20 protein-coding genes are annotated in these 25567 nt (G+C 42.4%); 9 read left to right on the forward strand and 11 right to left on the reverse strand.

Going from position 1 to position 25567, the window contains the following annotated elements; translation table 11 throughout:
* Nucleotides 1–90 precede the first annotated feature (90 nt).
* Nucleotides 91–1680 carry an isocitrate lyase gene (locus tag M0N77_RS02355; protein WP_353103180.1) on the reverse strand — a complete coding sequence of 530 codons (1590 nt, stop codon included), beginning with the start codon at nucleotides 1678–1680 and terminating at the stop codon, nucleotides 91–93.
* Nucleotides 1681–2393: 713 nt separating this feature from the next.
* On the opposite strand from M0N77_RS02355, the gene M0N77_RS02360 reads away from it, so the two are divergent.
* Both M0N77_RS02360 and M0N77_RS02365 read left to right on the forward strand, forming a co-directional pair.
* The gene (locus M0N77_RS02360) at nucleotides 2394–3383 is read left to right on the forward strand and encodes a LysR substrate-binding domain-containing protein (protein WP_353103182.1); all 990 of its coding nucleotides are present in this window, start codon (nucleotides 2394–2396) and stop codon (nucleotides 3381–3383) included.
* 335 nt (nucleotides 3384–3718) lie between these two features.
* Complete coding sequence (locus M0N77_RS02365) at nucleotides 3719–5110, forward strand: NAD-dependent succinate-semialdehyde dehydrogenase (RefSeq protein WP_353103184.1); 1392 nt, start codon at nucleotides 3719–3721, stop codon at nucleotides 5108–5110.
* Between the two features lie 128 nt (nucleotides 5111–5238).
* Here M0N77_RS02365 and purN read toward each other — a convergent pair whose 3' ends face one another.
* Together purN and purM are read right to left on the reverse strand one after the other, a co-directional pair.
* A complete protein-coding gene (gene purN / locus M0N77_RS02370) occupies nucleotides 5239–5943 on the reverse strand; it encodes a phosphoribosylglycinamide formyltransferase (RefSeq protein ID WP_353103185.1) in 705 nt (234 codons plus the stop codon).
* Complete coding sequence (gene purM, locus M0N77_RS02375) at nucleotides 5943–6992, reverse strand: phosphoribosylformylglycinamidine cyclo-ligase (RefSeq protein ID WP_353103187.1); 1050 nt, start codon at nucleotides 6990–6992, stop codon at nucleotides 5943–5945. The genes purN and purM overlap by 1 nt, the downstream gene beginning before the upstream one ends.
* A gap of 308 nt (nucleotides 6993–7300) precedes the next feature.
* Here purM and M0N77_RS02380 point away from each other — a divergent pair, with 308 nt between their 5' ends.
* The 3 genes from M0N77_RS02380 to M0N77_RS02390 all read left to right on the forward strand — a co-directional run bounded on the left by M0N77_RS02380 (nucleotide 7301) and on the right by M0N77_RS02390 (nucleotide 10189).
* Nucleotides 7301–8404, forward strand: a complete 1104-nt coding sequence (locus M0N77_RS02380) for an AI-2E family transporter (RefSeq protein ID WP_353103188.1) — start codon at nucleotides 7301–7303, stop codon at nucleotides 8402–8404.
* A 199-nt stretch (nucleotides 8405–8603) separates the two neighbouring features.
* Complete coding sequence (gene hda / locus M0N77_RS02385) at nucleotides 8604–9407, forward strand: DnaA regulatory inactivator Hda (protein WP_353103190.1); 804 nt, start codon at nucleotides 8604–8606, stop codon at nucleotides 9405–9407.
* A 68-nt stretch (nucleotides 9408–9475) separates the two neighbouring features.
* Nucleotides 9476–10189 (forward strand): DUF2057 family protein, encoded by a 714-nt coding sequence (locus M0N77_RS02390; protein ID WP_353103192.1) that lies wholly within the window; start codon nucleotides 9476–9478, stop codon nucleotides 10187–10189.
* 144 nt (nucleotides 10190–10333) lie between these two features.
* Here the strand turns inward: M0N77_RS02390 and M0N77_RS02395 are convergent, their stop codons facing one another.
* Nucleotides 10334–10822 (reverse strand): Dps family protein, encoded by a 489-nt coding sequence (locus M0N77_RS02395; protein ID WP_353103194.1) that lies wholly within the window; start codon nucleotides 10820–10822, stop codon nucleotides 10334–10336.
* A 391-nt stretch (nucleotides 10823–11213) separates the two neighbouring features.
* Nucleotides 11214–11876, reverse strand: a complete 663-nt coding sequence (locus M0N77_RS02400) for a YcxB family protein (protein ID WP_353103196.1) — start codon at nucleotides 11874–11876, stop codon at nucleotides 11214–11216.
* Between the two features lie 443 nt (nucleotides 11877–12319).
* Between M0N77_RS02400 and serS the strand changes: the two genes are divergently transcribed.
* The 4 genes from serS (at nucleotide 12320) to M0N77_RS02420 (ending at nucleotide 18270) form a co-directional block, all read left to right on the forward strand.
* Nucleotides 12320–13606 carry a serine--tRNA ligase gene (serS, locus tag M0N77_RS02405; RefSeq protein WP_353103198.1) on the forward strand — a complete coding sequence of 429 codons (1287 nt, stop codon included), beginning with the start codon at nucleotides 12320–12322 and terminating at the stop codon, nucleotides 13604–13606.
* 208 nt (nucleotides 13607–13814) lie between these two features.
* Entirely contained in the window at nucleotides 13815–15812 is a 1998-nt protein-coding gene (gene tkt, locus M0N77_RS02410) for a transketolase (RefSeq protein ID WP_353103199.1), read from the forward strand.
* 836 nt (nucleotides 15813–16648) lie between these two features.
* Nucleotides 16649–17641: a WG repeat-containing protein gene (locus M0N77_RS02415; RefSeq protein WP_353103201.1), complete on the forward strand. Its 993-nt coding sequence runs from the start codon at nucleotides 16649–16651 to the stop codon at nucleotides 17639–17641.
* A 308-nt stretch (nucleotides 17642–17949) separates the two neighbouring features.
* Complete coding sequence (locus tag M0N77_RS02420; RefSeq protein ID WP_353103203.1) at nucleotides 17950–18270, forward strand: hypothetical protein; 321 nt, start codon at nucleotides 17950–17952, stop codon at nucleotides 18268–18270.
* A gap of 134 nt (nucleotides 18271–18404) precedes the next feature.
* On the opposite strand, the gene M0N77_RS02425 is transcribed toward M0N77_RS02420, so the two are convergent.
* The 6 genes from M0N77_RS02425 to M0N77_RS02450 form a co-directional block, all read right to left on the reverse strand.
* Nucleotides 18405–19004 (reverse strand): YceI family protein, encoded by a 600-nt coding sequence (locus M0N77_RS02425; protein ID WP_353103205.1) that lies wholly within the window; start codon nucleotides 19002–19004, stop codon nucleotides 18405–18407.
* A 261-nt stretch (nucleotides 19005–19265) separates the two neighbouring features.
* Entirely contained in the window at nucleotides 19266–20237 is a 972-nt protein-coding gene (locus tag M0N77_RS02430) for a peptide ABC transporter ATP-binding protein (RefSeq protein ID WP_353103207.1), read from the reverse strand.
* Nucleotides 20234–21325, reverse strand: coding sequence for an ABC transporter ATP-binding protein (locus M0N77_RS02435; RefSeq protein ID WP_353103209.1), 1092 nt, complete (start codon nucleotides 21323–21325; stop codon nucleotides 20234–20236). The genes M0N77_RS02430 and M0N77_RS02435 overlap by 4 nt, the downstream gene beginning before the upstream one ends.
* Before the next feature lies 1 nt (nucleotide 21326).
* Complete coding sequence (locus tag M0N77_RS02440) at nucleotides 21327–22241, reverse strand: ABC transporter permease subunit (RefSeq protein WP_353103211.1); 915 nt, start codon at nucleotides 22239–22241, stop codon at nucleotides 21327–21329.
* 88 nt (nucleotides 22242–22329) lie between these two features.
* On the reverse strand, nucleotides 22330–23346 hold the full coding sequence (locus M0N77_RS02445; RefSeq protein ID WP_353103213.1) for an ABC transporter permease subunit: 1017 nt from the start codon (nucleotides 23344–23346) through the stop codon (nucleotides 22330–22332).
* A gap of 139 nt (nucleotides 23347–23485) precedes the next feature.
* Nucleotides 23486–25123 carry an ABC transporter substrate-binding protein gene (locus tag M0N77_RS02450; RefSeq protein ID WP_353103215.1) on the reverse strand — a complete coding sequence of 546 codons (1638 nt, stop codon included), beginning with the start codon at nucleotides 25121–25123 and terminating at the stop codon, nucleotides 23486–23488.
* Nucleotides 25124–25567 lie beyond the last annotated feature (444 nt).

Genomic DNA, 25567 nt, shown 5'->3' on the forward strand with positions numbered 1-25567 from the left:
TCAATAGATTTTGTACCATAATAAAAAAGCCGCCCTACATGATGTAGAGCGGCTCTTAGTTAACAAGTCAGGCTATGTATAAATGATAGCTTAGCCGAACTGGTTCATAGTGTTTTTGCCACCACCCGCTTTTAGCGCGTTGTCACCTGAGAAGATCTCTTTGTGATCATCACCGATGTCAGAACCCGCCATAGCTTGGTGCTTAACGCAAGCGATACCTTCACGGATCTCTTTACGCTGTACGCCGGCTGCATAAGCAAGCATACCGTCTTCACCGAAGTAACCTTTGGCTAGGTTATGCACTTCTAGTGCTGCTGTGTGGTAAGTCGGTAGCGTGATTAAGTGATGGAAAACACCTGCTTCGCGTGCAGCATCTTTTTGGAAGTTTTTCGCGGCTTCATCGGCAGCAGCATCAAGCTCAGTACCGTCGTAATCAGCACTCATTAAGTTATCTTTATCGTAGGCTGAGATGTCTTTGCCTTCTTCTTCCCAGCGAGCGATGATTTGCTTACGGAAGTTTAGCGTCCAGTTGAACGATGGGCTGTTGTTATAAACTAGCTTCGCTTTTGGCTGCTGCTCTTTGATACGGTCAACCATCATTTTGATGTGAGCAACGTCTGGAGTAGGCGTTTCGATCCAAAGTAGATCAGCACCGTTCTCAAGAGCGGTCACACAGTCAAGAACAACGCGGTCGATGTTCGTTTCTTCGCGGAACTGGTATAGACCGTTAGCTAGACGTACTGGACGTACCAATTTGCCGTCATGCTTAAGTAGACTATCATTCTCGTTAGCTTGATCAAGAGTGATCTCTTCCATCTCGATAAAGTCGATGTATTTAGAAGCTAAATCACCTGGCTCTTGTGATACTGGAATTTTTTGGGTGAGTGAAGCCCCTTCAGAGTCAGTACGAGCAACGATGATACCGTTTTCAACACCTAGCTCTAAGAATGCATAACGTAATGCATTGATCTTAGCGATATAATCTTCATGCGGTACGGTTACTTTACCAGCTTGGTGACCACACTGCTTAGCGTCAGAAACTTGGTTTTCGATCTGTAGCGCACAAGCACCTGCTTCGATGATCTTTTTAGCCAATAAGTAAGTCGCTTCTTCGTTACCGAAACCGGCATCGATATCAGCAATGATTGGCACGACATGCGACTCAAAGTTATCGATCTTATCTTGGATAGCTTTAGTATCTTGACCAGCTTCTTCAGCAGCATTTAGCTCACGGAAGTAGTCGTTTAATACTTTGGTATCCGCTTGACGCAAGAAAGTATAGATCTCTTCAACTAGCTTAGGAACCGCTGTCTTTTCATGCATAGATTGGTCAGGTAGAGGACCAAACTCTGAGCGTAGAGCTGCTACCATCCAGCCTGATAAATAGATGTATTTTTTAGAAGTGGTGTTGAAGTATTTTTTGTTAGCATACATGGTTTGCTGAGCGATGAAACCATGCCATGCGCCTAAAGACTGAGTGTACTGAGAAGTATCATTATCATACTCTTCCATATCTTTACGCATGATGTCTGCGGTGTATTTTGCAATGTCTAAACCAGTCTTGAAACGATTTTGTACCATCATACGAGCAGCATCACTTTCGCTGATGTTCTGCCAGTTGCCGTGCTTTTGCTTTAGTTCGCGTACTAAATCGAGTGCTGACTTATAAGTTGTTGACATGTATTGTCTCCTTGGTGGGGGGGGTGAAAACGAGCTTTATTTAAGCAAAAAAGAGTATTACTGCGATTGTTGTCACTATTATATTTGACGTGGTTTGACCAAAGGTCATTTGTCTTGTAGCAGTCATCCTAACGATATTAATGATAATTTTAATACTGAAGGCGACTTATACCGCAGATTGGAACTGCAGATTGGATAGCGGTCTAATGATTAAAAAACACAGTCAAAAACTAATAAATACAAATGTTCTTAAATATTAGGCCTATTACCCTAAACAAACCTACTGATAAATACAAGGGGGTTGAGTAAAATTATTTAATTTATTATCTATCTAACCCCAGTTATGGGCGACTAATGGCTAAGATAAGTATTACGATACTAGCGCTACTACTTGTTATTAGTAAGAAATGCTACAATATCTTGGTTTATTAGACTTCTAGCTGGCCGGCCTAGTTAACTTTGTAATTCACTATAGTCACTTTAATATAATTTATCTAATTTATGATTGTTATCTTTGGTATTCACTAACTGTATAGTATAATAAAATCATAAGCTTATGCACGATATATAAGCTAAAGGACGACCTTTTGATAACTTGATTGATCACAGTATTCAAAAGATAAATAGCGCTTAGAGCAGGGTTACTTATACAACACTAGCAAAATTAGTAACAAGATTAAGAGTCATTTACTATAGAGTAAAGAGAAATACATATGAATTTGCAGCGGGTTGATCTGAATTTATTAGTACATTTGGATGTATTATTACGAGAAAAAAACGTCACACGTGCTGCTGAACAATTAGGTATCACTCAGCCTGCTATGAGTAATATTCTGCGCCGCTTGCGTAAATTATTTAATGATCCCTTATTAGTGCGTTCATCTGAGGGTATGACACCGACTGAGCGGGCGCTTGAGCTGCAACCGCGTATCCGCGAAATCCTAGCGGACTTGACCCAAGTATTGGAGCCGCGTACTGAGTTTCGACCCTATAGTACCTCGCGTGTGTTTCGCATTATGACCTCAGATTATGCTGAGGCGACTTTAGTACCAAAACTAGTCAAAGCGCTGCGTTCTGAAGCGCCCAATGTGATTTTGGACTTTTTGACGCCATCTGATGTCTCTTATCGCGATATGGAGCAGGGGCGGGTAGATTTGGCGATTAACCGCTTTAATGAGATACCACAAAGCTTCCATCAAGTACTGGTGTGGCGCGATACCTTTAGTTGTTTACTATCTGCCGATAGCCCTTATGCCAATCGCTTCAATCTCAAAAATTACTTAAAAGGTCAACACGTTTGGGTATCTAAGACCGGTATGGGCGTGGGTTTTGGGGTTAATCCTGAGAAATCCGGCGGCCTAGGATCAATCGATCAAGCACTGCAGCGTTTAGGTCAAAAGCGCCAAATCAGTGTTTTTACCCGCCATTATCAGATGCCAGCTATGCTTGCCGCCAATAAAGATCTTATTGCTACTTTGCCAACGCGCGTTGCTCGTATGCAGGCTACCAATGATAGTATTATTATGAAAGAGCCGCCGTTTTTTATCCCTGAGTTTGAGCTGACGATGGCTTGGTCGCCTTTATTGCAGCATCATCCAGCGCATCGCTGGTTACGTCAATTGATTATGCATGTGGCTCGGCAAGTAGTCGCCGAAGAGGAAGAGCAGCAGCACGATATACCAGTGATTAATCATTTATTTTGATAGATACGTTAAAGCGAGTTTTATAACGCTAATAAAATAAGATTAATATAATTACAGAGTCAGCCATCGTGCTGGCTTTTTTATGAGTTAGTTTTTGTACATTGCTGTTTGGAATAATTTTAGAATTTCTGTCGCAAGCTTTATTAAGCTTATCTTTATACTTGAGTCACATTGTTAACATGCCCTGCACATTTCTTTATATCTTGTAAAATTGCGAGGAAGATATTTTGTTATGATAATTGAGTACCAATAAAAAGTATTCAGTAAGAAGTATTTAGCAAATAAATATCTTATCAGTAAATGCAACCTACAAATATAAATAAGGAATATAAATCATGGCAGATATTACTACTGTGAACCCTGCAACGGGCGAAAAAATTAAAGAATACAACTATATGAGCAATGATGAGGTCAACAAGATTGTTGAAGCCTCACATAATGCTTTTTTGCAATGGCGTAAAACCAGTCATGAAGAGCGTGCAAAGGTTATTAATTCGATTGGCGAAACTTTGATGAAGTACAAAGAAGAGCTATCAAAATTAATGACTGAAGAGCGCGGTAAGCTTTATAGTCAAAGCCTAGAAGAGATTGACTTATGTAAATCTATTTGTGACTACACGGCTGAGAAAGGTGTGACGGCTCTAGCGGATGATGAGCGCGATGTGGAAGGGCTAAAAAAAGGGATTGTCACTTATCAGCCTATCGGGGTGATTTATGGTATGCAGCCTTGGAATTTTCCAGCGTATCAGGTATTTCGTTATACTATCGCCAACCTGATGGCAGGTAATAGTATTTTGTTAAAACATGCCTCAAACGTTACTGGTTCAGGTTTATTGATCGAAAAAATCTTCCATGAGTCTGACTTGCCAAACGATTTGTTCCGTACTATTTTGATCGACCATGATCAGTCAGAAGAGCTGATTGGCCATGACAAAGTGCGCGGTGTTACCTTAACGGGTAGTGATGGGGCGGGTAGTATAGTTGGCCAACAAGCGGCTAAAGTTATCAAAAAGTCTGTTTTAGAATTAGGCTCTAACGATGCTTTTATCGTACTAGAAGATGCTGATTTGGACGTAGCTGTAGAGGTTTGTGCCAATGCTCGTCTTTATAACAATGGTGAGACTTGCGTGGCCGCTAAGCGCTTTATCGTAGTCGATAGCTTATATGATGAGTTCCGTAAGCGTATTGTTGAGGTGTTCGAAAACACCAAATACGGCGACCCAATGAGTGAGGACTCAGATATCGGTGCGATGGCGCGTAAAGATTTACAAGAGAAGCTGCACAAGCAAGTCGAGGAAAGTGTCGAAAAAGGCGCGACAATCGCGGTTGGCGGTAAACTGCCAGAGGGTAAAGCAAGCTTTTATCCAGCGACTATTTTGGAGAACATTGAAAAAGGTCAGCCTGCTTATGATGATGAGTTATTTGGTCCAGTAGCTTCATTGATCCGCGCTAAAGATCAAGAAGACGCCTTACGTATCGCTAATGACAGCCGTTATGGTCTAGGCGGCGCTATCTTCTCAAAAGATGAGGATAAAGCGATTCGCTTAGCAAGCGAGCAGTTCGATACCGGTATGGTCTATATCAACGGTTTCGGCTTGGCTAACGCTGCCATGCCATTTGGCGGTGTGAAGAACTCAGGCTATGGCCGCGAACATGGTGGCTTTGGTATTAAAGAGTTTGTTAATATCAAAGGCGTTCACGTTTTGAATCCAAATGCTGATGCTTAATTGAGACTTTTAGGTAGTAATTATTAACCATACCTAGTTTTATTTAGTTTAAATATAGCAAAGCCCAATTTGACTTAGTAATAAGTTTGAATTGGGCTTTTTTATGCTTGAGTGTTTTAAGGCTCAATTTAGTTATCCAAAAAGAGCTTGAGCGGTAGTGACGGTAGATAGTCGTTGTTTGTAAATGATAAAGTATCAAGGGAGATAACTTGCTTAGCTATCAGTAAAATAGTCCAAGGGAGCAGCTGATGTTCAAGCTTTTGTACGCGTTTTTGTAGGCTAGCTGCATTATCTTTCGCTGATAAACTAAGCAGCGCTTGGGTTAGAACCGCTCCTGCATCCAGCTCAGCGGTCACCACGTGAATACTACAGCCGTGATAGCGCTCGCCTGCAGTGATGACTCTTTGATGAGTATCAAGCCCTTTATAGGCAGGAAGCAAAGAGGGGTGCAAATTAATCATCGGTGCTGGCACATTATTGATAAAGTCGCTGCTTAATACCCGCATAAAACCAGCTAATACAATCAAATCCGGCTGCCAGTCTTGCAGCTGTACGCTAGCATGACGCTCAAAGGTCTTGATCGTCATGCGTTTGCCACTATCGGTATGCGAAAAGATAGCCACTGGAATATGGGCTTGCTGAGCGCGAGTGATCGCATAAGCGTCCGCGCGATTGCTGATGACACCGACTATCTCGATAGGTAGCTTGCCGGATTGCATAGCGTCTATTAGTACTTGCAAGTTACTGCCGCTACCAGACACTAATACGGCCACGCGTAATGGTTTATTTTTTATATCTTTCGCTACGAAGCTTGATGAATCACTTTTTGACATTAATGATAAACCACTGCGTCAGCGTCGCGGCTGATCATCTCACCAATTTGCCAAGCTTTTTCGCCCGCGTTAGTCAAAACCTCAATCGCTTGCTCAGCATGCTGTTTTGGTAGCACAATCACAAAGCCAACCCCGCAGTTAAAGGTGCGGTACATCTCGCTTTGAGCGATATTGCCTTCTTTTTGTAGCCAGTTGAATAACTCAGAGAATTGCCAGCTATCTGTATCGATACTAGCGGCTAGATGGTCCGGTAGCACGCGTGGTAAGTTATCGGTTAAACCGCCGCCGGTGATATGTGACATAGCATGTAGCGCTGAGCTACCAAGGGCATCCTGCAAGGCTTTGATTGCTTTGACATAGATACGGGTCGGTGCCATTAGCGCATCAGAGATCGGCTGACCGTCTAGCTGCATATCGCTATTAGTGACGTCAATGCCGCTGACTTCGATGACTTTACGAGCTAAAGAGTAGCCGTTTGAATGCGCGCCGCTAGAAGAAAGCGCAATCAGCACATCACCTTCGCTGACATTCTCACCCGTGATGACCTCAGATTCTTCAACCACGCCAACACAAAAACCGGCTAGATCATAATCTTCATCTTGATACATGCCTGGCATCTCAGCGGTCTCGCCGCCAATCAGCGCACAATTAGCCAGCTTACAGCCCTCACCAATGCCAGTTACGACTGTCGCTGCTGTATCAACATCGAGCTTGCCCGTCGCATAGTAATCCAAGAAGAATAACGGCTCAGCACCGCATACCAGCAGATCATTGACACACATAGCGACTAGATCAATCCCGATAGTATCGTGACGACCCAGCTGCAAAGCTAGCTTGAGCTTAGTGCCAACGCCGTCAGTACCTGAGACTAGTAGCGGTGAGGTATAGCCAGTAGGGATACGGCAGAGCGCGCCAAAACCACCAAGCCCGCCAACCACTTCAGGACGCGAGGTGGCTTTTGCCACGGATTTGATACGCTGTACCAACGCATCACCGGCATCAATATCAACACCAGCATCTTTGTAGCTTAAAGAAGGCTTGTCACTCATGGTCATCTCACAGTTAGGATAAGGTAAAAGGGGTCGACGAGGTAAATGAATTATAATGCGCGCATTATACCCAAAAATAGAGCGCTCTCGCAAAGCAACTTGCCAATAATGTCTATAAATGGCTTATATTTTTTCTAAATAATCCTAAAATCAAAAATAAAGTTGCTATACACAAAAATTCACGGCTTTTTTTTTGTACTTTGCGATAATACCAGTGCTAGTACTCAAAAGCTGTTTATAGTTAATTTTCTTAGAACTAGAGTATTTACGATATTATTTACCCCCTCTTACTTGTAGGATTGCTCGCAATGACGGCTCAACCAATAGACCCTTTTTTTCGACGTTTATTTATCACAGTAGCCATAGTTATAGGGCTGATTTTACTCTACGCGATGACTCCTGTTATCGTGCCATTTATCTGTGCTTTTGTACTTGCCTACCTCTTTAATCCGCTAGTTAGAACATTATCAAAATATATAAGGCGTTGGCTCGCCATTATTGTGGTTTATAGCGCTATTACCTTGAGTATGGCGTTACTATTATGGTGGCTAGTGCCTACGCTATGGCATCAGTTGCAAGCCGCTTGGGATTATCTACCAAAGATCTTGACTTGGTATAATGAAGTTGCAAGAGCATGGGTCGCTAGTAATATTCGTATTCGTCTGCCAGAGCTTGAGATCAAAGGTTTTTCTGAGACGCTAGTGGATTATATGCAAACTCATTATAGGTTTTCGGATGCTAGCACTTGGATGAGTCAGATATTGGCTTCGAGCATGAGCTTTGTCAATAGCGCAGGCTTAATTGTGTTAGTCCCTATTTTGACCTTTTACTTCTTATTTAATTGGGATAAGCGCTTACTGAGTTGGCAAATGGCTATTCCTCATGCTTATAGCAAACAAGTGATAAGTATTGCTCGCGAATGTGACCGTGCTTTGATGGAATTTGTCAAAGGTCAGCTGTTAGTGATGGTACTATTAGGGGCGATTTATGCCGTACAATTACAATTGATCGGACTTGAGCTAGGACTTATCATCGGAATGGGCGCCGGTATTGCCAGCTTCGTACCGTATTTGGGCTTTGGGCTGGGTTTTATCGCCTCTATTATCGCTGGCCTGTTTCAATTCGGGATGGATTGGGTACAGTTGTCTTTGATTGTTGGTGCGTTCTTGGTAGGTCAGGCGGCTGAGGGTTATATATTACAGCCGTTATTATTGGGAGATAAAATTGGTTTATCGCCATTATGGGTTATCTTTGCCGTATTAGCCGGCGCTAGTTTGATGGGGTTTGTAGGCATGTTGATTGCTTTACCTGTATCAGCGGTGCTAAATGTACTATTTCGGCATTTGTACGCTTATTATCAAAGTACAGACTTTTATCAAGGCCGCAAACAGTTAAGCTTATTTGATAAATAATAACAATTGTTAGGGTCTAAAGTAGGGCTTAAAAGTTGACGACAAGTTTTAAAAGATAAAAAACTTGTCAGTCATTTTGTAAATATGTTATATATAGGCGCAGTAATCTTTATAAGTGCTCCTATCTTTTTAGGATTTAATGAGTTATTTTTCCTTTTATTTAATGCCTATTGCGTTATGCCAAGCGAGTTGATGTTTCATGGCCCAAGCACAGCTAAGTCTCAATCTGGACATTAAGCATGATGCGAGTCTCAGTGACTTTTCAGGTCCTGGTTGGATGTCGATTATTGATGCAGTACGGCAGCTCCATGTCGGCCTGATAGGACAGTTGTACCTATTTGGTAGTCCTGCTACTGGTAAATCGCATCTGTTATCTGCTATTTGTGAATCGTTCATCGATATGGATAAGTCAGCCATTTGCCTATCGCTTAATGAGCTGGTGCATACTGACGTCAATGTTTTGTCTTCATTAGAGAATTTCGATGTCATTGCTATCGATGATTTAGATGTTTTGGAGCGTAGTAGTCAGTGGCAAGAGGCTTTATTTCATCTAATCAATCGTAGCCGCGAGGGTCAGCGCCAGTTGCTCTTTGCTGCTAATAAGCCTGCTAGCGAGTTACCTTTTCAGCTGACTGATCTGCTAAGTAGACTATCGCAAGCGCCTACCTTTAAAGTACCGGACGGTCATGAGTTAGCAGATCGCCAAGCGTTACTTGAGTCTATCCTACGCCGGCGCGGTTGGCAGTTTGATGAGCGTATCCTTCATCATTTGCTGACAGAAGGGCCACATCGTATTGGCGCGATGATGGAGGTGCTAAATTATATACAGCCGATGTTCTCAAATTTAGGTCGTAGTAATATCTCAAAAGCCGTCATTACTGATGCACTGCGTACCATTGATGAGCAAACGCTAGCGGCTGAGCTTGCTGATATAAGCCAAGAAACCAAAGTCGATACCCAAGCTGCCATCGATGATAATCAGACTATACCGCTCGAGTTTTAAATCTATAACCTTACTTTACCTAATTAAAAACGGTTACCCTCAAATTTTTATCATTGATAGGATATCTTATGACAGTCTCAGTCTCTTCACTAAAAAAACTAACTATTGGCAGTTTATTAGTTAGCGCCAGCTCCGTCACTATGCTTGCACAAGCAGAGGTCACGCTATTGATCGATGACAACATCAAAGTCACCGCTATCAATGGACAAGAGATCAAGCAAAGTCCTTTTCAGCCCTTGACCAAGAGCTTCACTTTACAGCCAGGCCAGCATGCGATAACGGCTAAATACGATCGACTTTATAAATTACCTCGCGATGAGCATGATTACTTGCGTTCAGGCAATGTCAGTGTAGTAGCTAACCTAGCTGACAATCAGACTTACCGTCTAACCATGCCCAATCAGCCCGAGGACTACAAAGCTGCTAAAGCGTATGCTGAGCAACCAACGTTAGCCATACAGCAAAATAACACTGTTATCGCAAGCCAACAAAGCGTAGCGGGTAACGATGGCGGTATCTTTGCAGGATTAGGGAAGGCACTAGGCGGAGTGTTCAGTGGCGGCGGCGATGCTGAGATACAAAACCAGCGTGCTATTGCAGCTATTGGCCAACAATCAGTGCCAACAGCGACTGCTGCAACCACAGCCACTACTACTTATACCATAGCACCGGCTACGACCACTCAATCTAAAGCTACCAGTACCCTCGATAACTTTATGCAGTTATGGCTGCAAGCGACACCAAACGAGCGCGAAAAAATTCGTCAATGGATTCAGCAATAATCTTTAACTTTTGATTTATCAGCTGCACCAATCATTACGCTGATGAAGTATACTTATAACCATTTAGCCATAAAAAAAGCACCTAAATCATTAGGTGCTTTTTAACGTGTTGTTCAATCAAACTAAAGGGTTACTGAGTTAGGATTATTTACCCAAAAAAGCGTTATACATCCATACTAGCTTTTCTTGCTGCTGTACATACTCATCAACTAAATCAGCCGTACCTTGGTCTTCTGCTTCTTCTGCTACAGCAGAGACTTTGCGCTGCTCTTCGATAAGGGTTTGTAGGCCTGAGACTACGCCTTTCACACAAGCGTTGCCGTCATGGACGTTCTTGTCCTCTTTAATGCTAGTATGCTGGGCAAAGTCGCTATAAGCGTGAAGAGGCGTCTTGCCTAGTGTCAAAATACGTTCAGCAATCTCGTCAATCTCTACTTGCAAGCTAGTGTACAGATCTTCAAATTGCTCATGCAGTGAGAAGAAATGCTCACCTTTGACGTTCCAGTGATAGCCACGGACGTTGATATAAAACATATGATAGCTTGATAATAAGTCATTGAGCTTTTCGGCCACCGCGCTCATGTCTGCTCTCTCTAAACCAATTTGATTCATAGTATTGTCAGTATTACTCATAATATTATCCTTGTAGTGTGAGTGTTTAATTAAAAATAATTTCAATTTTTAAATCAGATTTTAAAGCACTTTTAGTTAAGAGTGATGATAGTTTTTGCATCCTAAACGCTAAATTACTAAGTTACTAAACTCAGAGCCACTAGCATCACGTTTAAAATCTTAGCATTTTAATCCAGTTAATTATTATTGTATTTAAGCTTTATTGTAATTATCGACTGCTGCAACGGTATATTGTTTAAATCAGTCCTTTAACCTCTCCATCTGATAAACACTATTATAGCAAGACCCTATCGATAAGTTAAGTTTATAAAACTTACCTGGACGATAAGTTTTATAAACTAATAGATAATATATGTTTATTAAAGACTTTACTGCTAAATAAAACGATCTATCACTGAGCGGGTGGCTGCAAACTTTGAGTATCTAAGCCGCGATTTGGAATAACTTCCTGTAGGTGCTTGCGTACCGTATCGATGGGGAACTTTTGCGCTTTTAGACGTTTAGGGATAATCTGGCTGCCTTGTTGACCTTTCATCTCAAACATCATAAAAATATAGTCATCGGTTTCATCCCAGCTTTTTACTGCTGTCCAAGGAATGACGGCTTGCTGAGTGGAGCCGGCGCGCATTTGCATACCGCGCATTTGCGGGTTTTGCATCAAATCAGGTTGATTGACTGGCATGGCCATTACCAGACCGTGTTTTTGTACTCCAAGTTTCATCTGACGCATCTCATCAGGCATCTCTTGCGCCGCTACTTGCTTTTCAAACTCTTTTTTGACATACCATTTAAAACCAAGCGTCCGCACTAGTAAGTAAATAACCACTGACGCTAGCATTAACCAAAAAATGATCGTTGAATACCCGGTCAAAAAGACTAAGCCTGCGATAGCTAGTGCTACCACGATAGCGATAATAATCCATTCTTTGGTGCTGATGCTTTTTAATCCAAAGGAGGGGCTAGCGTTGGTAAATAACTCATACTGGGCTTGCTGAAATTCAGCTTCGGTCAAGTTTAGAGCAACAGGTTGAAGAGTGTAAGGGTACAGGGCCATAAAGGGATCTCAGATACTTAAGTGAATAGCAGCGGCTAGCAGCCGTAGAATAAATCGCCAACGATAGCAGTCAGCAATAAGTTTTGCTGGACTAAAAAGTTGGCTAAAAGAGGTAAGTGTCAACTATGCGCTTATCTTACCGAAAAGCGGCTCTAAAAGAAACAATATTACCTCAGCAATGTAGTAAGTCATAGCAGTGCTTAGTAATAGTATGAGCGCTAGTTTTATAGCAGATAACGACAATAAGTTTAAAACTGTATCAAAATAGTCGCTCTAGCTTTTGCTCAGATAAAAGCTATGGCTCAACGGTGTAAAACGCTGCGAAAGCATGGTCAAGTTGGCTTAGTCTTGCTATCATAGCCGCTATTTATAGTTAAGCTATTTTGACTTAATTTTGCTATTTTTAATAGATTTTTCACTCTTTAGCGCTACAGGCCACTACTATGATTGACCCAAAACTTTTACGCGGCGACTTAACCGATCTACAGCAGCAATTGGCCACTCGTGGCTATGAGCTGGATATAGCATTTTGGCAAACCATTGAGGCTGAGCGTAAATCATTACAAGTCAAAACTGAGGATTTGCAATCGCGTCGTAATGCGGGCGCCAAACAAGTCGGCGCGCTTAAAAAATCAGGCGAAGATGCTACTGGGTTATTGAACGAGATGCAAAGTATCAGCAGTGAGATAAAAACGGCGGAAGATGAGCTGCGCACTTTGCAAGAGCGTATCAATACGGCAGCGCTACAGATTCCAAATCTTCCGGCAAGCGATGTGCCAGTAGGAGCCTCAGAAGAGGATAATGTCGAAGTGCGCCGTTGGGGTACGCCGCGCGCCTTTGATTTTGAGATAAAAGACCATACTCATATTGGCGAAACCTTAGGCATGCTTGATTTTGAAGCCGCTGCAAAATTAACCGGTAGCCGCTTTAATGTGTTAAAGGGTCAATTGGCACAGCTACATCGCGCACTCATTCAGTTTATGCTCAATACTCATACCATAAAGTATGGCTATACTGAGACTTATGTGCCCTATATCGTCAATAGTGAGAGTCTAAAAGGTACCGGACAGCTACCAAAGTTTGAAGATGATTTATTCAAATTGACTAATCATACCAATAACGACGGCACTGATTTTTATTTGATTCCGACTGCCGAAGTACCGATGACTAATCTGGTACGTGGTGAGCGTTTAGATATCAAAGAGCTGCCACTTAAGTTCACCGCGCATACGCCGTGTTTTCGTAGTGAAGCGGGCTCGCATGGTCGTGATACGCGCGGTCTGATTCGCCAGCATCAGTTTGAAAAAGTCGAGATGGTCAATATTGCCACTAGCGAGCAATCGGATGAATTACTTGAGGCAATGACGGCGCAGGCAGAATACATCTTGCAGCAGCTCAATCTGCCTTATCGTACTGTCAAGTTATGTACTGGCGATATGGGCTTTGCCGCGCAAAAGACTTATGACATCGAAGTATGGCTACCAAGCCAAGACACTTATCGTGAGATCTCTAGCTGCTCAAACTGTGGTGATTTCCAAGCGCGCCGTATGGGTACGCGGGTCAAAGACGGTAAACAAACTAGCCTCGCGCATACCTTAAATGGTTCAGGTTTAGCCGTTGGTCGTACTTTACTTGCGGTGATGGAAAACCATCAAAACGCAGACGGTAGTATCACTATTCCTGAGGTATTACGTCCATTTATGGGCAATGCCACAACGATTACAGTTTAATCAAAGTTTGGTTTAGCTAATGCAATAAATTCAGGTTAGTTAAATAAACCAATACAAGTCATTATTAAATACAAACGCGTAAGCCCTGCCATTTCTTGGCGAGGCTTATGTCAGTTATGTTAATATGACAACTAAATTTTATACACTATTTTTTCAACCGGTTTTCTTCTTATCCTCCATATCTCTCATTCGAATATTAGGACACTCTATGTCAACCCCAATTAATGAACGCAAACTTGCTAATGCCATCCGCGTTTTATCTTTTGATGCGGTACAAAAAGCTAATTCTGGACATCCGGGTGCCCCAATGGGTATGGCTGATATCGCTGAGGTATTATGGCGCAAATTTCTAAAACATAATCCAGCTGATCCTAACTGGCATAACCGTGATCGCTTTGTACTATCGAATGGTCATGGCTCAATGCTGATTTATTCACTGCTGCATTTATCAGGTTATGACGTCAGTGTTGACGATCTAAAAGGCTTTCGCCAGCTGCATTCTAAAACTCCCGGCCATCCAGAGCTTGGCTACACGCCAGGGGTTGAGACTACGACTGGCCCGCTAGGTCAAGGTATCGCTAATGCGGTCGGTTTTGCTATCGCTGAAAAAACTCTTGCCGCACAATTCAACCGTGACGGCTATAAAGTCATCGACCATCATACCTATGCGTTCTTGGGCGATGGCTGCTTGATGGAAGGCATCAGCCATGAAGTGTGCTCATTGGCTGGTACTTTGGAATTAGGCAAGCTAGTGTTCTTTTATGATGACAATGGCATCTCCATTGATGGTGAGGTTGAAGGTTGGTTCACCGATGATACACAATTGCGCTTTGAGTCTTACGGCTGGCAAGTCATCAAAGTCGATGGCCATGATACGGACGCTATTACCAAAGCGACTGAGCAAGCAATCAATGAAACTAGCAAGCCAAGCTTAATTATTTGTAAAACCATCATCGGCGTCGGTAGTCCAAATAAGCAAGGCAAAGCCTCAAGCCATGGTGCACCTCTTGGAGATGATGAGATCGCCTTAACTCGTGATGAGCTGGCATGGAAGCACGCGCCATTTGAATTAGATGATGAGATCTATGAAGCATGGGACGGTAAAGCCAAAGGCGATGTCATGCAAAAGAACTGGGAAGCCAACTTTGAAGCTTACGAAAAGGCTTATCCAGAGCTAGCAAGTGAGCTAAAGCGCCGTTTAGAAGGCGAGCTACCAGCCGACTTTGAGACTCAAGCAAAAGACTACATCCAGCAAACCCAAGAGCAAGGCGATGATGTCGCGAGCCGTAAAGCCAGTCAAAATGCCATTAATACCTTGCAGCCATTATTGCCAGAGCTTATGGGCGGTTCAGCGGATTTAGCCGGCTCCAATCTCACGCTTTTTAAAGATGCTAAAGGCATTGAGACTGACGCTGACGGTAACTACATCTATTATGGCGTACGCGAGTTCGGTATGACTGCTATCGCCAATGGTATCGCGCTACATGGCGGCTTCATCCCTTATGTCGCCACTTTCCTGATGTTTATGGAATATGCGCGTAACGCCGTACGCATGGGCGCATTGATGCGTCAGCGTATCATCCATGTCTATACCCATGACTCTATTGGCCTTGGCGAAGATGGCCCAACCCATCAGCCTATCGAGCAATTAACGAGCCTGCGTACCACACCGAATCTGCGTACCTGGCGTCCGTGTGATGCAACCGAATCCGCTACGGCTTGGGTAGAAGCAATTAAGTCTGCTAATAATCCATCGGCACTGATCTTTAGCCGTCAAAGCCTGCCACATCAGGCCCGTGTCAGCGAGCAAGTCGCTAATATCACCAAAGGCGGTTATGTATTGGCTAAAGAGCAAGGCGAGCTACAAGCAATTATCATCGCGACGGGTTCAGAAGTGGGTCTGGCGATGCAAGCACATCAAACGCTTAGCGAAAATGGCGTAGGCGTTCGTGTGGTTTCTATGCCTTGCGCTGAGATTTTTATGGAGCAAGATAGCGATTATCGCGAGTCGGTATTGCCTGTTAATATTCGCGCCCGCGTCGCTGTGGAAGCCGCGCATGTGGACTACTGGTATAAGTTTGTCGGTCTTGATGGCAAAGTCATCGGCATGACCACTTATGGCGAGTCTGCGCCTGCTGAGGACTTGTATAAAGAGTTTGGTATTACAAGCGACGCGGTGGTCGAGGCTGTGCAGAGTTTAGTTTAGATTTGTAGGCTGCGGCTTTAGCCCAACATTTAGCTATGAGTTATAGTTGAGTTAATACTATTAAAGAGCTACTGGATTATTCTGGTGGCTCTTTTTTTTAATTGGTTTTTGGAGCTAATCCTGCTTTTCGCTATTATCTGATTTGTCGCTGGCGTGCAGACTATGGTGTCTAGTGGCGTTCCTGTTGCCTCGATACCGCCTCTAGCCACAGTCTGCAACGCCATCGTCTGCATCAGGATAACCGCTGTAATCAGGGCTAAAACGAACCACAAGACGACTATTGCATGGTAAATTAGAAACAGCTTTCGTAGGGTGCGCCCCGCGCACCAACGTATAGTTAGGAAATAGTAAAATTTAGCAAGCCTAGGGTGGGTTAGCGATAGCGTAACCCACCAATCTCAAAAGTCACAATTTAAATCGGTGGGTTACGCCTTGCTAGCATTCTCTACGAGAATTTGACAAGTCTAACGCCACCCTACGGCAATTATCGTAATTTAGTTTTCGTAGGGTGCGCCCCGCGCACCAACGCATAAACATCAAACAATAAATCGAATGCACCTATTTGTGCAAAAGACCTCACGCTAAGCTACTTATAAATATACTTTCAATTCAGAAATATTACTTTTGAATGGTGCGCAGGGCGCACCCTACGCGCATATCTTGATGATGTTTAAGACACTCAGTGAGCACTAAATATTTAAAAAGATAGGTAGGTTGGTGTCGAGGTAAGAGACCCAGCAGAATATTGAATTGAAACGTTAGGTGTCGCAAGCTCCACTCAACCCTACGTGCTAAAGTTTTAAAGTATAAATATAAAGAATATAAAGAGAACAAAAATGAATAAATGGGTACTTTTAATAACTCTTATATGCACCGCGCAGGCTGTCCAAGCTAATGATGACTGCGTCAAACCCACTACACAGCAAAAATTTGACTACGTTGAATGCATTAATAAAAAAGGCATTGCTCGTGTTGGTAATATTGTGCAAACGGCATTAGGTGATTTTCCATATCCACTGGGATTGGTTGATGCAAGCGGTAAAATTATACTACCTGTTGACTATCACAGCATCGACTTTCCATCACAATGGAATTATGACAGCTATTTAGATGACTTACCTGACGGACTGATTTTAGTAGTGAAGCGCGATTTACAGAACAACGCTATGTTTGGAAATTTGGGCATGCAAGATAAGTACGGTTTAGTCAATTCTCAGGGCGAACTCATCGTACCCCTTGGCATATACGACAATATAAAAATGCCTTATAGTAATGCAGACAATACCTTATTCACCGTGGTTAAAAATAAAAAGTATGGCTTTATTGACACCAAGGGTAGAGTAGTCATTCCTTTAATGTATGATTATGCTCAAAGTTTTGAAGAAGGTTTAGTCAGTGTGAGTAAGGAGGATAAATTCGGAATAATTGACCGTCAAAACCAAACGATAATTCCTTTTGAATATGAATATATTGATCTACTAAATAATTTAGATAGAGAGGATACAAATCAGTCTTTACTTTTTAGAGCAAAACTAAAAGATGATTATGCTTTGATTGACCAAAACAATCAGACAATTACCGATTTTGAGTACGATACCATTAGCGCTATTTATTATACAAATTTATTCATTGTCGGTAAACGGGATAAAGTGGGAGTAATTGATAATACAGGTAAATTAATCGTACCAATAAACTATAGATTTATTGAAGATACTCTTCAAAGTACTGACCCTTATGACTTTGAGTTACCACAAGCTTATATCCAAGCAACGCTAGAAGACAAAACGTATCTGTTTGATAAGACAGGTAAGCTTATGATGATAAAATAATCATAATTGAAATGAATTAAGCTTATCAAGTACTAGGTCTCTCACTATATTTCATTAAAATTTTTATAGTTGCCGCTATTCTTCTCTTAGAAGCTTTGCAAGATAACTGATATTGATTAAGTGTTCAATTTTAACCAGGTTTACTTTGATTCCTTTGGTTAGTCGTTAATACTGTTATATTTGGTTGAGCGATCTAAGGACAGCTTAAAGACGTGTACCTGTTTTGTATTGACGCGTTGATTAGACAGGCATACTGGCTTACCATTAAGTCTCTATATATCCTCATAATCAGAATAAGGAGAGTTATCATGTCGAACAAATCTGCTAACGAACAAGCTAAAGATGAAATCACCTTAAGTAAAAAGGCGAAAAAAAAGCTCAGTAAGCTGAATCTACAGCGTCAAAAACAACAAGATAAAATAGATAAAGTACGTCAAAAAGAGTTGGCTAAAGTAGATAAGCAGCGTCAAAAAGAGCAGGACAAAGTGGATAAGAAGATTCAGGCAATGATAGACGATATCAATCAAAAGGCATTAAAAAAGCAGCAAAAAATAGATACTAAGATTCAAAAAAGAAGAAATAAAATAGACAAAGCCGGTATCGAACAAGACCAACCATGGCAATACTAAAAACTTTAGAGAATATAATGTTTCTAAGTCAGTGTTTCTAAGTAATCGATAGTTCTTGTAGAGAAAGTCTTAAAACCTATTGTGTTATCTACCCAACTTAGCAGCTATTAAGTTGGGTTTTTCTTGTTATTTGATTAATTAGCGGCAATCAGATTGCCAGATATCTCAAGCGGTATCATATTGCCGACGATATTTGGAAAAGCTGTGACCCCATAACTATATCTATCGATGATTCCCGTAGCTTTAAATCTTAAAATAGGTTTTTGGGTGACAGGATCTTTTTCAACGTTGTTTAGTTTAACTTTTACCGTTAATGGCTTGGTTTGTCCTAACACCGTAAAGTTACCAGTGACATTCGCCTCTTTAGCATTAATCATACTGACCTTTTTTGAGACAAAAGTCATCGTTGGATACTGTGCGCTATTAAGTAGCTCTTTACGGCGCAAAAAAGCATTACGCAGATTGCCGCCAGCATCGATACTATTAGTCTTTACAGTAAAGTTAATAGTGGTGCTGGTTGGATTTTTGACATCGTAATTGATAGTACCATTCAGCTGATTGAACTGACCTTCAACCACTCCTTTGCCTAGATAGGCGACCTTAAAATCTACATTGGTTTTTGGTACATCTAGCTTCCATTTTTGCGGAGTAGAGGCTAGTGCCATCATCGGTAGAGGGAGTAGTAGACCGGCAATTAGCGTCGGTTTTAGTAAATGGGTAGTAAGACTAGACATAGATAAGATCCGAGGAGCGGTTTTATAATAAGGATAAATTAAGGTAGAGTGCGCTGTATAGCCTAACAAAAGTCAGCCTAATTTTGTAGTGAAAAACGCTTAAATAGCATAGCGTATTTAGTTGATTACCTTGTACTATTAAGGTGAGGCTTATAACTAAAGCGCCGCTTCTATTACTGACTAATTGTTGCTACCTTTACTTTCTTCAAACCTATAAAACCAGTTTCTTAACTGTCATGGCTCACTAAATATAATTGACAGCTAGCCATAAATTTCTTCTAAGCGTAAACAGGCGACTAAGCGACCTTCCCATTCGCGTAGTTTTGGTTCAATCTCACTACACTTAGGTTTGGCATAAGGACAGCGTTTATGTAGCGCGCAGCCGCTAGGAGGATTAAGCGGGCTAGGCAGCTCTCCTTGTAGCGTCAGATCGTTCTTTTTTCCGGCAACCGTTGGCGCAGCGGCTAATAGCGCTATAGTATAGGGATGTTTAGGAGCGTTATAAATAGCCTCTTTAGGACCATGCTCAACTGCCTGTCCTAAGTACATGACCATCACATCATCAGCGACATGGCGCACGACTGATAAATTATGCGAGATAAAAACATAAGCAGTATGGTACTCGTCCTGCAAGTCCATAAATAAATTGAGTACCTGCGCCTGAATGGACACATCTAGCGCTGAGGTCGGCTCATCCGCGACCACAATTTTAGGATTGAGCATCATGGCGCGCGCAAGAGCGATACGTTGACGCTGTCCGCCTGAAAACATATGAGGATAGCGCCCGGCATGTTCAGGACGTAGACCGACGTTTCTCATCATCTCATTAATTTTATCGCGTTTCTCTTGCTTTGACAGCTTAGTATGAATATCTAGCGGTTCTGTCAATTGATAGCCAATAGTATGCCGCGGATTTAGGCTGCCATAAGGGTTTTGAAAGACCATCTGGATCTCAGTACGTACCTCTTTTAGCTCGCCTCTACTATAGCGAGTAGTGCCCTCATCGTTGATAAACAATTCGCCACTAGTCGGCTTTTCAATCAAAGTGAGCTGGCGAGCAAGGGTAGATTTACCACAGCCTGATTCGCCAACGACTGCTAATGTTTTACCTGCTCTTAACTCAAAAGACACACCATTTAAGGCTTTGACATAAGCTTTAGCTTTGCCTAAACCTTGAGATACGGGATAGTGTTTATGTAGGTTGACCGCTTTTAATACTACTTTGTTATTCATGCTTCAGACTCCAAAGCAGCAGTTTGTGAAGAGGTATCAGAATTATTAGGCAGATGATTATGGATGCAGCGCACTTTGCCATTGGGTGTATCTAAGATAGGCGGTGGTACTTCACAAGCGGGCTGTTTATAAGGACAACGCGGCGATAATAAACAGCCACTTGGGCGATCATATTGACTTGGCACTACGCCTGGTAGACTGTTTAATCTATCTTGACCAATAGCTAACTCAGGAATAGCTTGCAGTAGCGCTTCAGTATAAGGATGCGCCGGATGCTGAAAAATCTCTGGAACGGTACTAGTCTCGACCACTTGTCCTGCATACATGACAGCGACATCACGTGAGTTTTGCGCAACTAGTCCTAAATCATGAGTAATTAATACCATCGCCATTTGTTTTTCGCGTTGCAGGCGGCTAAGCAGATCCATAATTTGTGCTTGTACCGTCACATCTAGAGCAGTCGTTGGCTCATCAGCAATAAGTAGTTTAGGCTCACAAGCCAAAGCCATAGCAATCATCACGCGCTGACTCATACCGCCCGATAGCTGATGCGGATAGACTTTGAGCCTATTGTGAGCATCAGGCATCTCAACCAAATCAAGTAGCTCTAAGCAACGAGTGCGCACTGCAGAGCCACGTAGCCCTAGATGTTTACGCAAGACTTCGCCTAATTGCATCTCGACAGTGAAGCTAGGATTTAAGCAGGACATAGCATTTTGAAAAATCATCGAGATGTCTTTACCAATGATGGCGCGCTTTTGTTTTGCTGAGGTACTAAGCATGTCTATATTATTGAACATAACTTTTTTGGCACGTACGCTGGCCGAAGGGGGAAGCAGTCCCATTATTGCCATCATAGTGACAGACTTGCCAGAACCGGATTCACCGACGACTGCAATGACCTCACCTTGCTTGATAGTCAACGACACATCATCGACCGCCCGAAAAGCCCGAGCGCCTTTACCAAAGGTAACTGAGAGGTTTTCGATATCAAGCAATAACGAGGAGTCTTGCGCTAATTCTTTTGTCGATGAAGCGTTTAAGATTGTTGAGTTAGCAGACGTTGAGTTGGTATTAGTATCACTCATCTTAAGTTACCTGTTTCAGTTTTGGATCTAAGGCATCACGTAGACCATCACCCGTTAAGTTGATAGATAAGGCTGCTAAGAAAATAGCGACACCAGGCCAAATAGCTAGCCATACGTTACTTTGGATATACTGACGCGCGGTACCGAGCATCGCGCCCCATTCAGCATCGGGCGGCTGTACCCCAAAACCTAGGAAACCAATAGCGCCTGCCTCCAAAATAGCGGATGAGAAAATCATAGTCGCCTGTACTATAAGCGGCGCCATACAGTTGGGTAAAATCGTCACAAACAATAAGCGCAGCACCCCTGCACCCATCACTTGCGAGGCCACAAAATACTCACGCTGTAGCTCGACCATAGCAGTGGCGCGAGTTAAACGGATAAAAGGTGGTGTACAGACTAAAGCAATGGTAATAATGGTGTTGGTCATCGATGGCCCTAAAATAGCAGCGATTATAATGGCTAGCAGTAGACTTGGATAAGACATCAAAATATCATTCACTAGCATTACTGCTTTGCCCCAAACCTTTGGCCAAAACGCTGCACTAAGCCCCAAAGACACACCCACTAACATGGCAAGTGTAGTGGCGCTAAGACCAATAAATAGCGAATATCGCGCTCCATACATAACTCTCGATAAGGTATCGCGGCCAGCATCATCAGTCCCTAACCAAAATAGACTATTGCCGCCCTCCAAAAATGCCGGTGGCAATTGCTCTTGTCCAGTAAACAGCTCATAAGGGTCATGCGGAGCTATAGCAGGGGCAAGAATGGCGATAATAACCATTAATACTAAGACTAAAAGACCTAGTACAGCGCCTTTATTACGATAAAAAGTCGCTACAAATAGCTGCCAAGAGGAGGGCGGTGTGGCTGCAGCCAATTCGATATCAGAGGGAATAACAGTAGTCTTCATGGACAATTCCTATAGTGGCTTATGCTGCAATATTCATATCAGAAATAATGTAAACGCTAAGATCACTAGGGGTAATAAATAATTTAGGTTAAGAAGTATGACGAATTCGCGGATTGATAAGTCCATAGAGAATATCAATAAACAAACTTACCAAAATCAGTGCGGTGGCTACCAACAAGATCCCATTTTGCACAATAGGATAGTCACGGGTAAAAAAGCCATCGAGTAGCCAATTACCAACACCCGGCCAACTGAAAATAGTCTCAGTAATAATCGCGCCAGCTAGCAGGGTTGCCATTTGTAAGCCCACTACCGTCACTACAGTAATCAATGCATTACGCATCACATGTACTAAGATAACTCGGCTTGGTGACAAGCCCTTGGCGCGCGCGGTACGTACATAGTCTTCGTCCAATACCTCTAGCATAGCTGAACGTGTCATGCGCGCGATCATCGCTAAAGGAATGGTGGATAATGCAATAGAGGGCAATATAAAGTGCTTGACCACATCCCAAAAAGCGCCTGGCTCTCCTGAGGTTAATGAGCCAAGTAGCCACGAGCCATACAAAGGTTTGACATCCAAAAACTGCGCTACAGAGATGACACCAGCTACGGGTAGCAGGCCTAAATAGTGAGCAAAGATACCCGTTAGAATAGGCCCTAATAAATATATTGGCATGGAATAACCTGCCAATGCCCCTGACATTAAAGTATAGTCAATCCAAGTCCCCCGACGCAAAGCGGCAAAAATACCTAAGCTGATACCCACGACACTAGCAATAAAGATAGCGCAAATAGCCAACTCTAAAGTCGGTACAAAATGAAGAAAGAAGTCAGGAAGCACAGGGGTTCGCGTACGAAAAGATTCGCCGAAGTCGCCTTGTAAGATACCTGACAAGTAATTCCAGTATTGCACAATAAGCGGTTGATCAAGACCTAGCCTTTCAAGGGCACGAGCATGAAGCTCAGGGTCGACCATACGTTCGCCCATCATAATCTCAACAGCGTCTCCAGGCACTAGACGAATCAAAGTAAAAGTCGATAGCGTTAAGCCAATATAGACCGGAATTAAAATAGCAATCCGTCGTAGAATGTACAATAGCATAGGCTACTCAGTATTTTTTATGTCAATAACAGGATAAAAATAGCGTCAATTAAACAAATTCGGCTGGAACAGAATATCTGATCCAGCCGAACATAAATCTCATAACAGTGGATGTCGTACCGGAGCTTGTTAATATCGATTATTCAACGCTAACCCCATCAAAGCGAATAGAGCCAAGAGGACTGATCTTGTAATCTTTAACATTAGGCGCGGTAAACACTGTGACTACCGAATGCGCCATAGTGGTCCAAGGCAGTTCTTGCTTGAATATTTGCTGCGCTTTTTTGTAGTCCTCTACACGCTCTGCTTGATTGGTGTTTTTACGAGCATTAGTGACTAAAGTGTCAAAATCTTTATTACACCAGCGCGAGTAATTATTGCCACCGACCGCTGAGCATGATAATAAAGTACCCAACCAGTTGTCTGGATCGCCATTGTCACCAGTCCAGCCCGCTAGAATAACATCAGGCTCGCCTTTGGCCGCACGGTTGAGGTATTCGCCCCACTCATAAGTCACAAGCTTGGTATCAACCCCAATTTTAGCCCAGTCTGCTTGTAGCATCTCTGCCATTAGCTTAGCGTTAGGGTTATAAGGGCGTTGTACTGGCATATACCATAAGTTAATAGCAAGGTTATCAGCGCCGGCCTCGGCCATTAAAGCTTTGGCTTTTTCGACATCATAGCTAGCGTCTTTTAGCGACTCATCATAACCCCACTGTGTTGGCGGCATAGGGTTGGTGGCTTTTAGCCCCTCAGTTTGATACACCGCTTGAACGATAGCGTCTTTATTAATCGCCATATCTAAAGCTTGGCGAACTCTTACATCGCTAAGTTTTGGCTTTTCTACGTTATAGCCGACATAGCCTAAGTTGAAGCCTGGCTGATCGAGAACGGTCGCCTTGCCTGAGCTTTTAACAGACTCGATTTCAGCAGGTTTAGGGTAGGCTGAGACATGACATTCGCCAGCTTGAACTTTTTGTGCGCGTACCGCTGAGTCTTTGGTGATCACAAACACTAAGTTATCGATATGAATATCGTCTTTATTCCAATAATCTGGGTTTTTGGTATAGCGAATTTGTGAGTCTTTTTGATAAGAGGTAAAGACGAAAGGACCCGTACCGACAGGCTTAGTATTAAGGTCAGCAGCATTGCCAGCGGCTACTAGATTATCCGCATATTCAGCAGAATTGATGTAAGCAAAAGCCATTGCTAAGTTTTGTAAAAACGGCGCATTGACATTATTTAGAGTAACTTTGACGGTGTAATCATCAACTTTTTCGATATTAGCAATATTGTCAGGTAGCTCCATACCTACTGAATACGGAAATTCAGCGGGATAAGCTTTATTAAATTCAAAGTCGGGATCAGTGATACGTTTTAGAGTAAAGACCACGTCATCTGCATTGAAGTCACGTGTTGGGGTAAAGTAATCAGTTTTACCGAACTTAACGCCCTTACGTAAATTAAAGGTATAAGTCTTACCATCTTCACTGATTTCCCAGCTCTCAGCCAATGCTGGTTTGATTTCAGTAGAGTCTCGTTCGAACTCAACTAAGGCATTATAGATAGGATAGGCACTCGCATCAAAATCAGTACCGGCAGTATATTGTGCTGGATCGAAACCGGCAGGACTACCCTCTGAACAATAAATTAAGGTTTTAGCTGCTTTGGCGTCTGCAGAGGCACCAGATTCTGCCGTTTTATTATCGCCACTACAAGCACTAACACCTAGAATAACGCTGGCCATGAGGGTAAGTTTGAAAAGTGATTTTTGCATGGTTATATCCTATATAAATGATAAATCATCGAAACTTTGAGCTCTTATCTGTTAGATATCTGGAGCCTCTATAAAGTTAACGATGAATTAGATTCCTTTGGGTTTTGTAGATATTTTTAGGGGAGAAAAAATAAAATGGCATATTGATATAGTATCAAGCTCATTGTAAGAAACCTTCAAACAAGTCGCTTGAATATACTCTGTTACACTGCTGTAACGAAATAGCTATATAAAATAAATTTAGTACTTATAAGTTTTTAATTAATCAAAATTAATAATCAGTTAAGCATTCAAGAAGCAATCCTGACTAAAAAATCGAGTGAATACAATGCTGTTTTAGAAAATTAATTCATGCGTTAAGTTTTATACTCTTTAATTACGTTATATTTTTATGTATATTGTACCTGTAGTTTTAGGCCCCTCACTATTATGTTTTATGGATAG

Source organism: Psychrobacter sp. AH5 (assembly GCF_040371085.1).
GTDB lineage: Bacteria > Pseudomonadota > Gammaproteobacteria > Pseudomonadales > Moraxellaceae > Psychrobacter.

What these genes read in the sequence shown, in the direction of transcription:
- M0N77_RS02355 (WP_353103180.1), bottom strand. Translation starts at nt 1,680, where the DNA reads ATGTCAACAACTTATAAGTCAGCACTCGATTTAGTACGCGAACTAAAG.
- M0N77_RS02360 (WP_353103182.1), top strand. Translation starts at nt 2,394, where the DNA reads ATGAATTTGCAGCGGGTTGATCTGAATTTATTAGTACATTTGGATGTA.
- M0N77_RS02365 (WP_353103184.1), top strand. Translation starts at nt 3,719, where the DNA reads ATGGCAGATATTACTACTGTGAACCCTGCAACGGGCGAAAAAATTAAA.
- purN (WP_353103185.1), bottom strand. Translation starts at nt 5,943, where the DNA reads ATGTCAAAAAGTGATTCATCAAGCTTCGTAGCGAAAGATATAAAAAAT.
- purM (WP_353103187.1), bottom strand. Translation starts at nt 6,992, where the DNA reads ATGAGTGACAAGCCTTCTTTAAGCTACAAAGATGCTGGTGTTGATATT.
- M0N77_RS02380 (WP_353103188.1), top strand. Translation starts at nt 7,301, where the DNA reads ATGACGGCTCAACCAATAGACCCTTTTTTTCGACGTTTATTTATCACA.
- hda (WP_353103190.1), top strand. Translation starts at nt 8,604, where the DNA reads ATGGCCCAAGCACAGCTAAGTCTCAATCTGGACATTAAGCATGATGCG.
- M0N77_RS02390 (WP_353103192.1), top strand. Translation starts at nt 9,476, where the DNA reads ATGACAGTCTCAGTCTCTTCACTAAAAAAACTAACTATTGGCAGTTTA.
- M0N77_RS02395 (WP_353103194.1), bottom strand. Translation starts at nt 10,822, where the DNA reads ATGAGTAATACTGACAATACTATGAATCAAATTGGTTTAGAGAGAGCA.
- M0N77_RS02400 (WP_353103196.1), bottom strand. Translation starts at nt 11,876, where the DNA reads ATGGCCCTGTACCCTTACACTCTTCAACCTGTTGCTCTAAACTTGACC.
- serS (WP_353103198.1), top strand. Translation starts at nt 12,320, where the DNA reads ATGATTGACCCAAAACTTTTACGCGGCGACTTAACCGATCTACAGCAG.
- tkt (WP_353103199.1), top strand. Translation starts at nt 13,815, where the DNA reads ATGTCAACCCCAATTAATGAACGCAAACTTGCTAATGCCATCCGCGTT.
- M0N77_RS02415 (WP_353103201.1), top strand. Translation starts at nt 16,649, where the DNA reads ATGAATAAATGGGTACTTTTAATAACTCTTATATGCACCGCGCAGGCT.
- M0N77_RS02420 (WP_353103203.1), top strand. Translation starts at nt 17,950, where the DNA reads ATGTCGAACAAATCTGCTAACGAACAAGCTAAAGATGAAATCACCTTA.
- M0N77_RS02425 (WP_353103205.1), bottom strand. Translation starts at nt 19,004, where the DNA reads ATGTCTAGTCTTACTACCCATTTACTAAAACCGACGCTAATTGCCGGT.
- M0N77_RS02430 (WP_353103207.1), bottom strand. Translation starts at nt 20,237, where the DNA reads ATGAATAACAAAGTAGTATTAAAAGCGGTCAACCTACATAAACACTAT.
- M0N77_RS02435 (WP_353103209.1), bottom strand. Translation starts at nt 21,325, where the DNA reads ATGAGTGATACTAATACCAACTCAACGTCTGCTAACTCAACAATCTTA.
- M0N77_RS02440 (WP_353103211.1), bottom strand. Translation starts at nt 22,241, where the DNA reads ATGAAGACTACTGTTATTCCCTCTGATATCGAATTGGCTGCAGCCACA.
- M0N77_RS02445 (WP_353103213.1), bottom strand. Translation starts at nt 23,346, where the DNA reads ATGCTATTGTACATTCTACGACGGATTGCTATTTTAATTCCGGTCTAT.
- M0N77_RS02450 (WP_353103215.1), bottom strand. Translation starts at nt 25,123, where the DNA reads ATGCAAAAATCACTTTTCAAACTTACCCTCATGGCCAGCGTTATTCTA.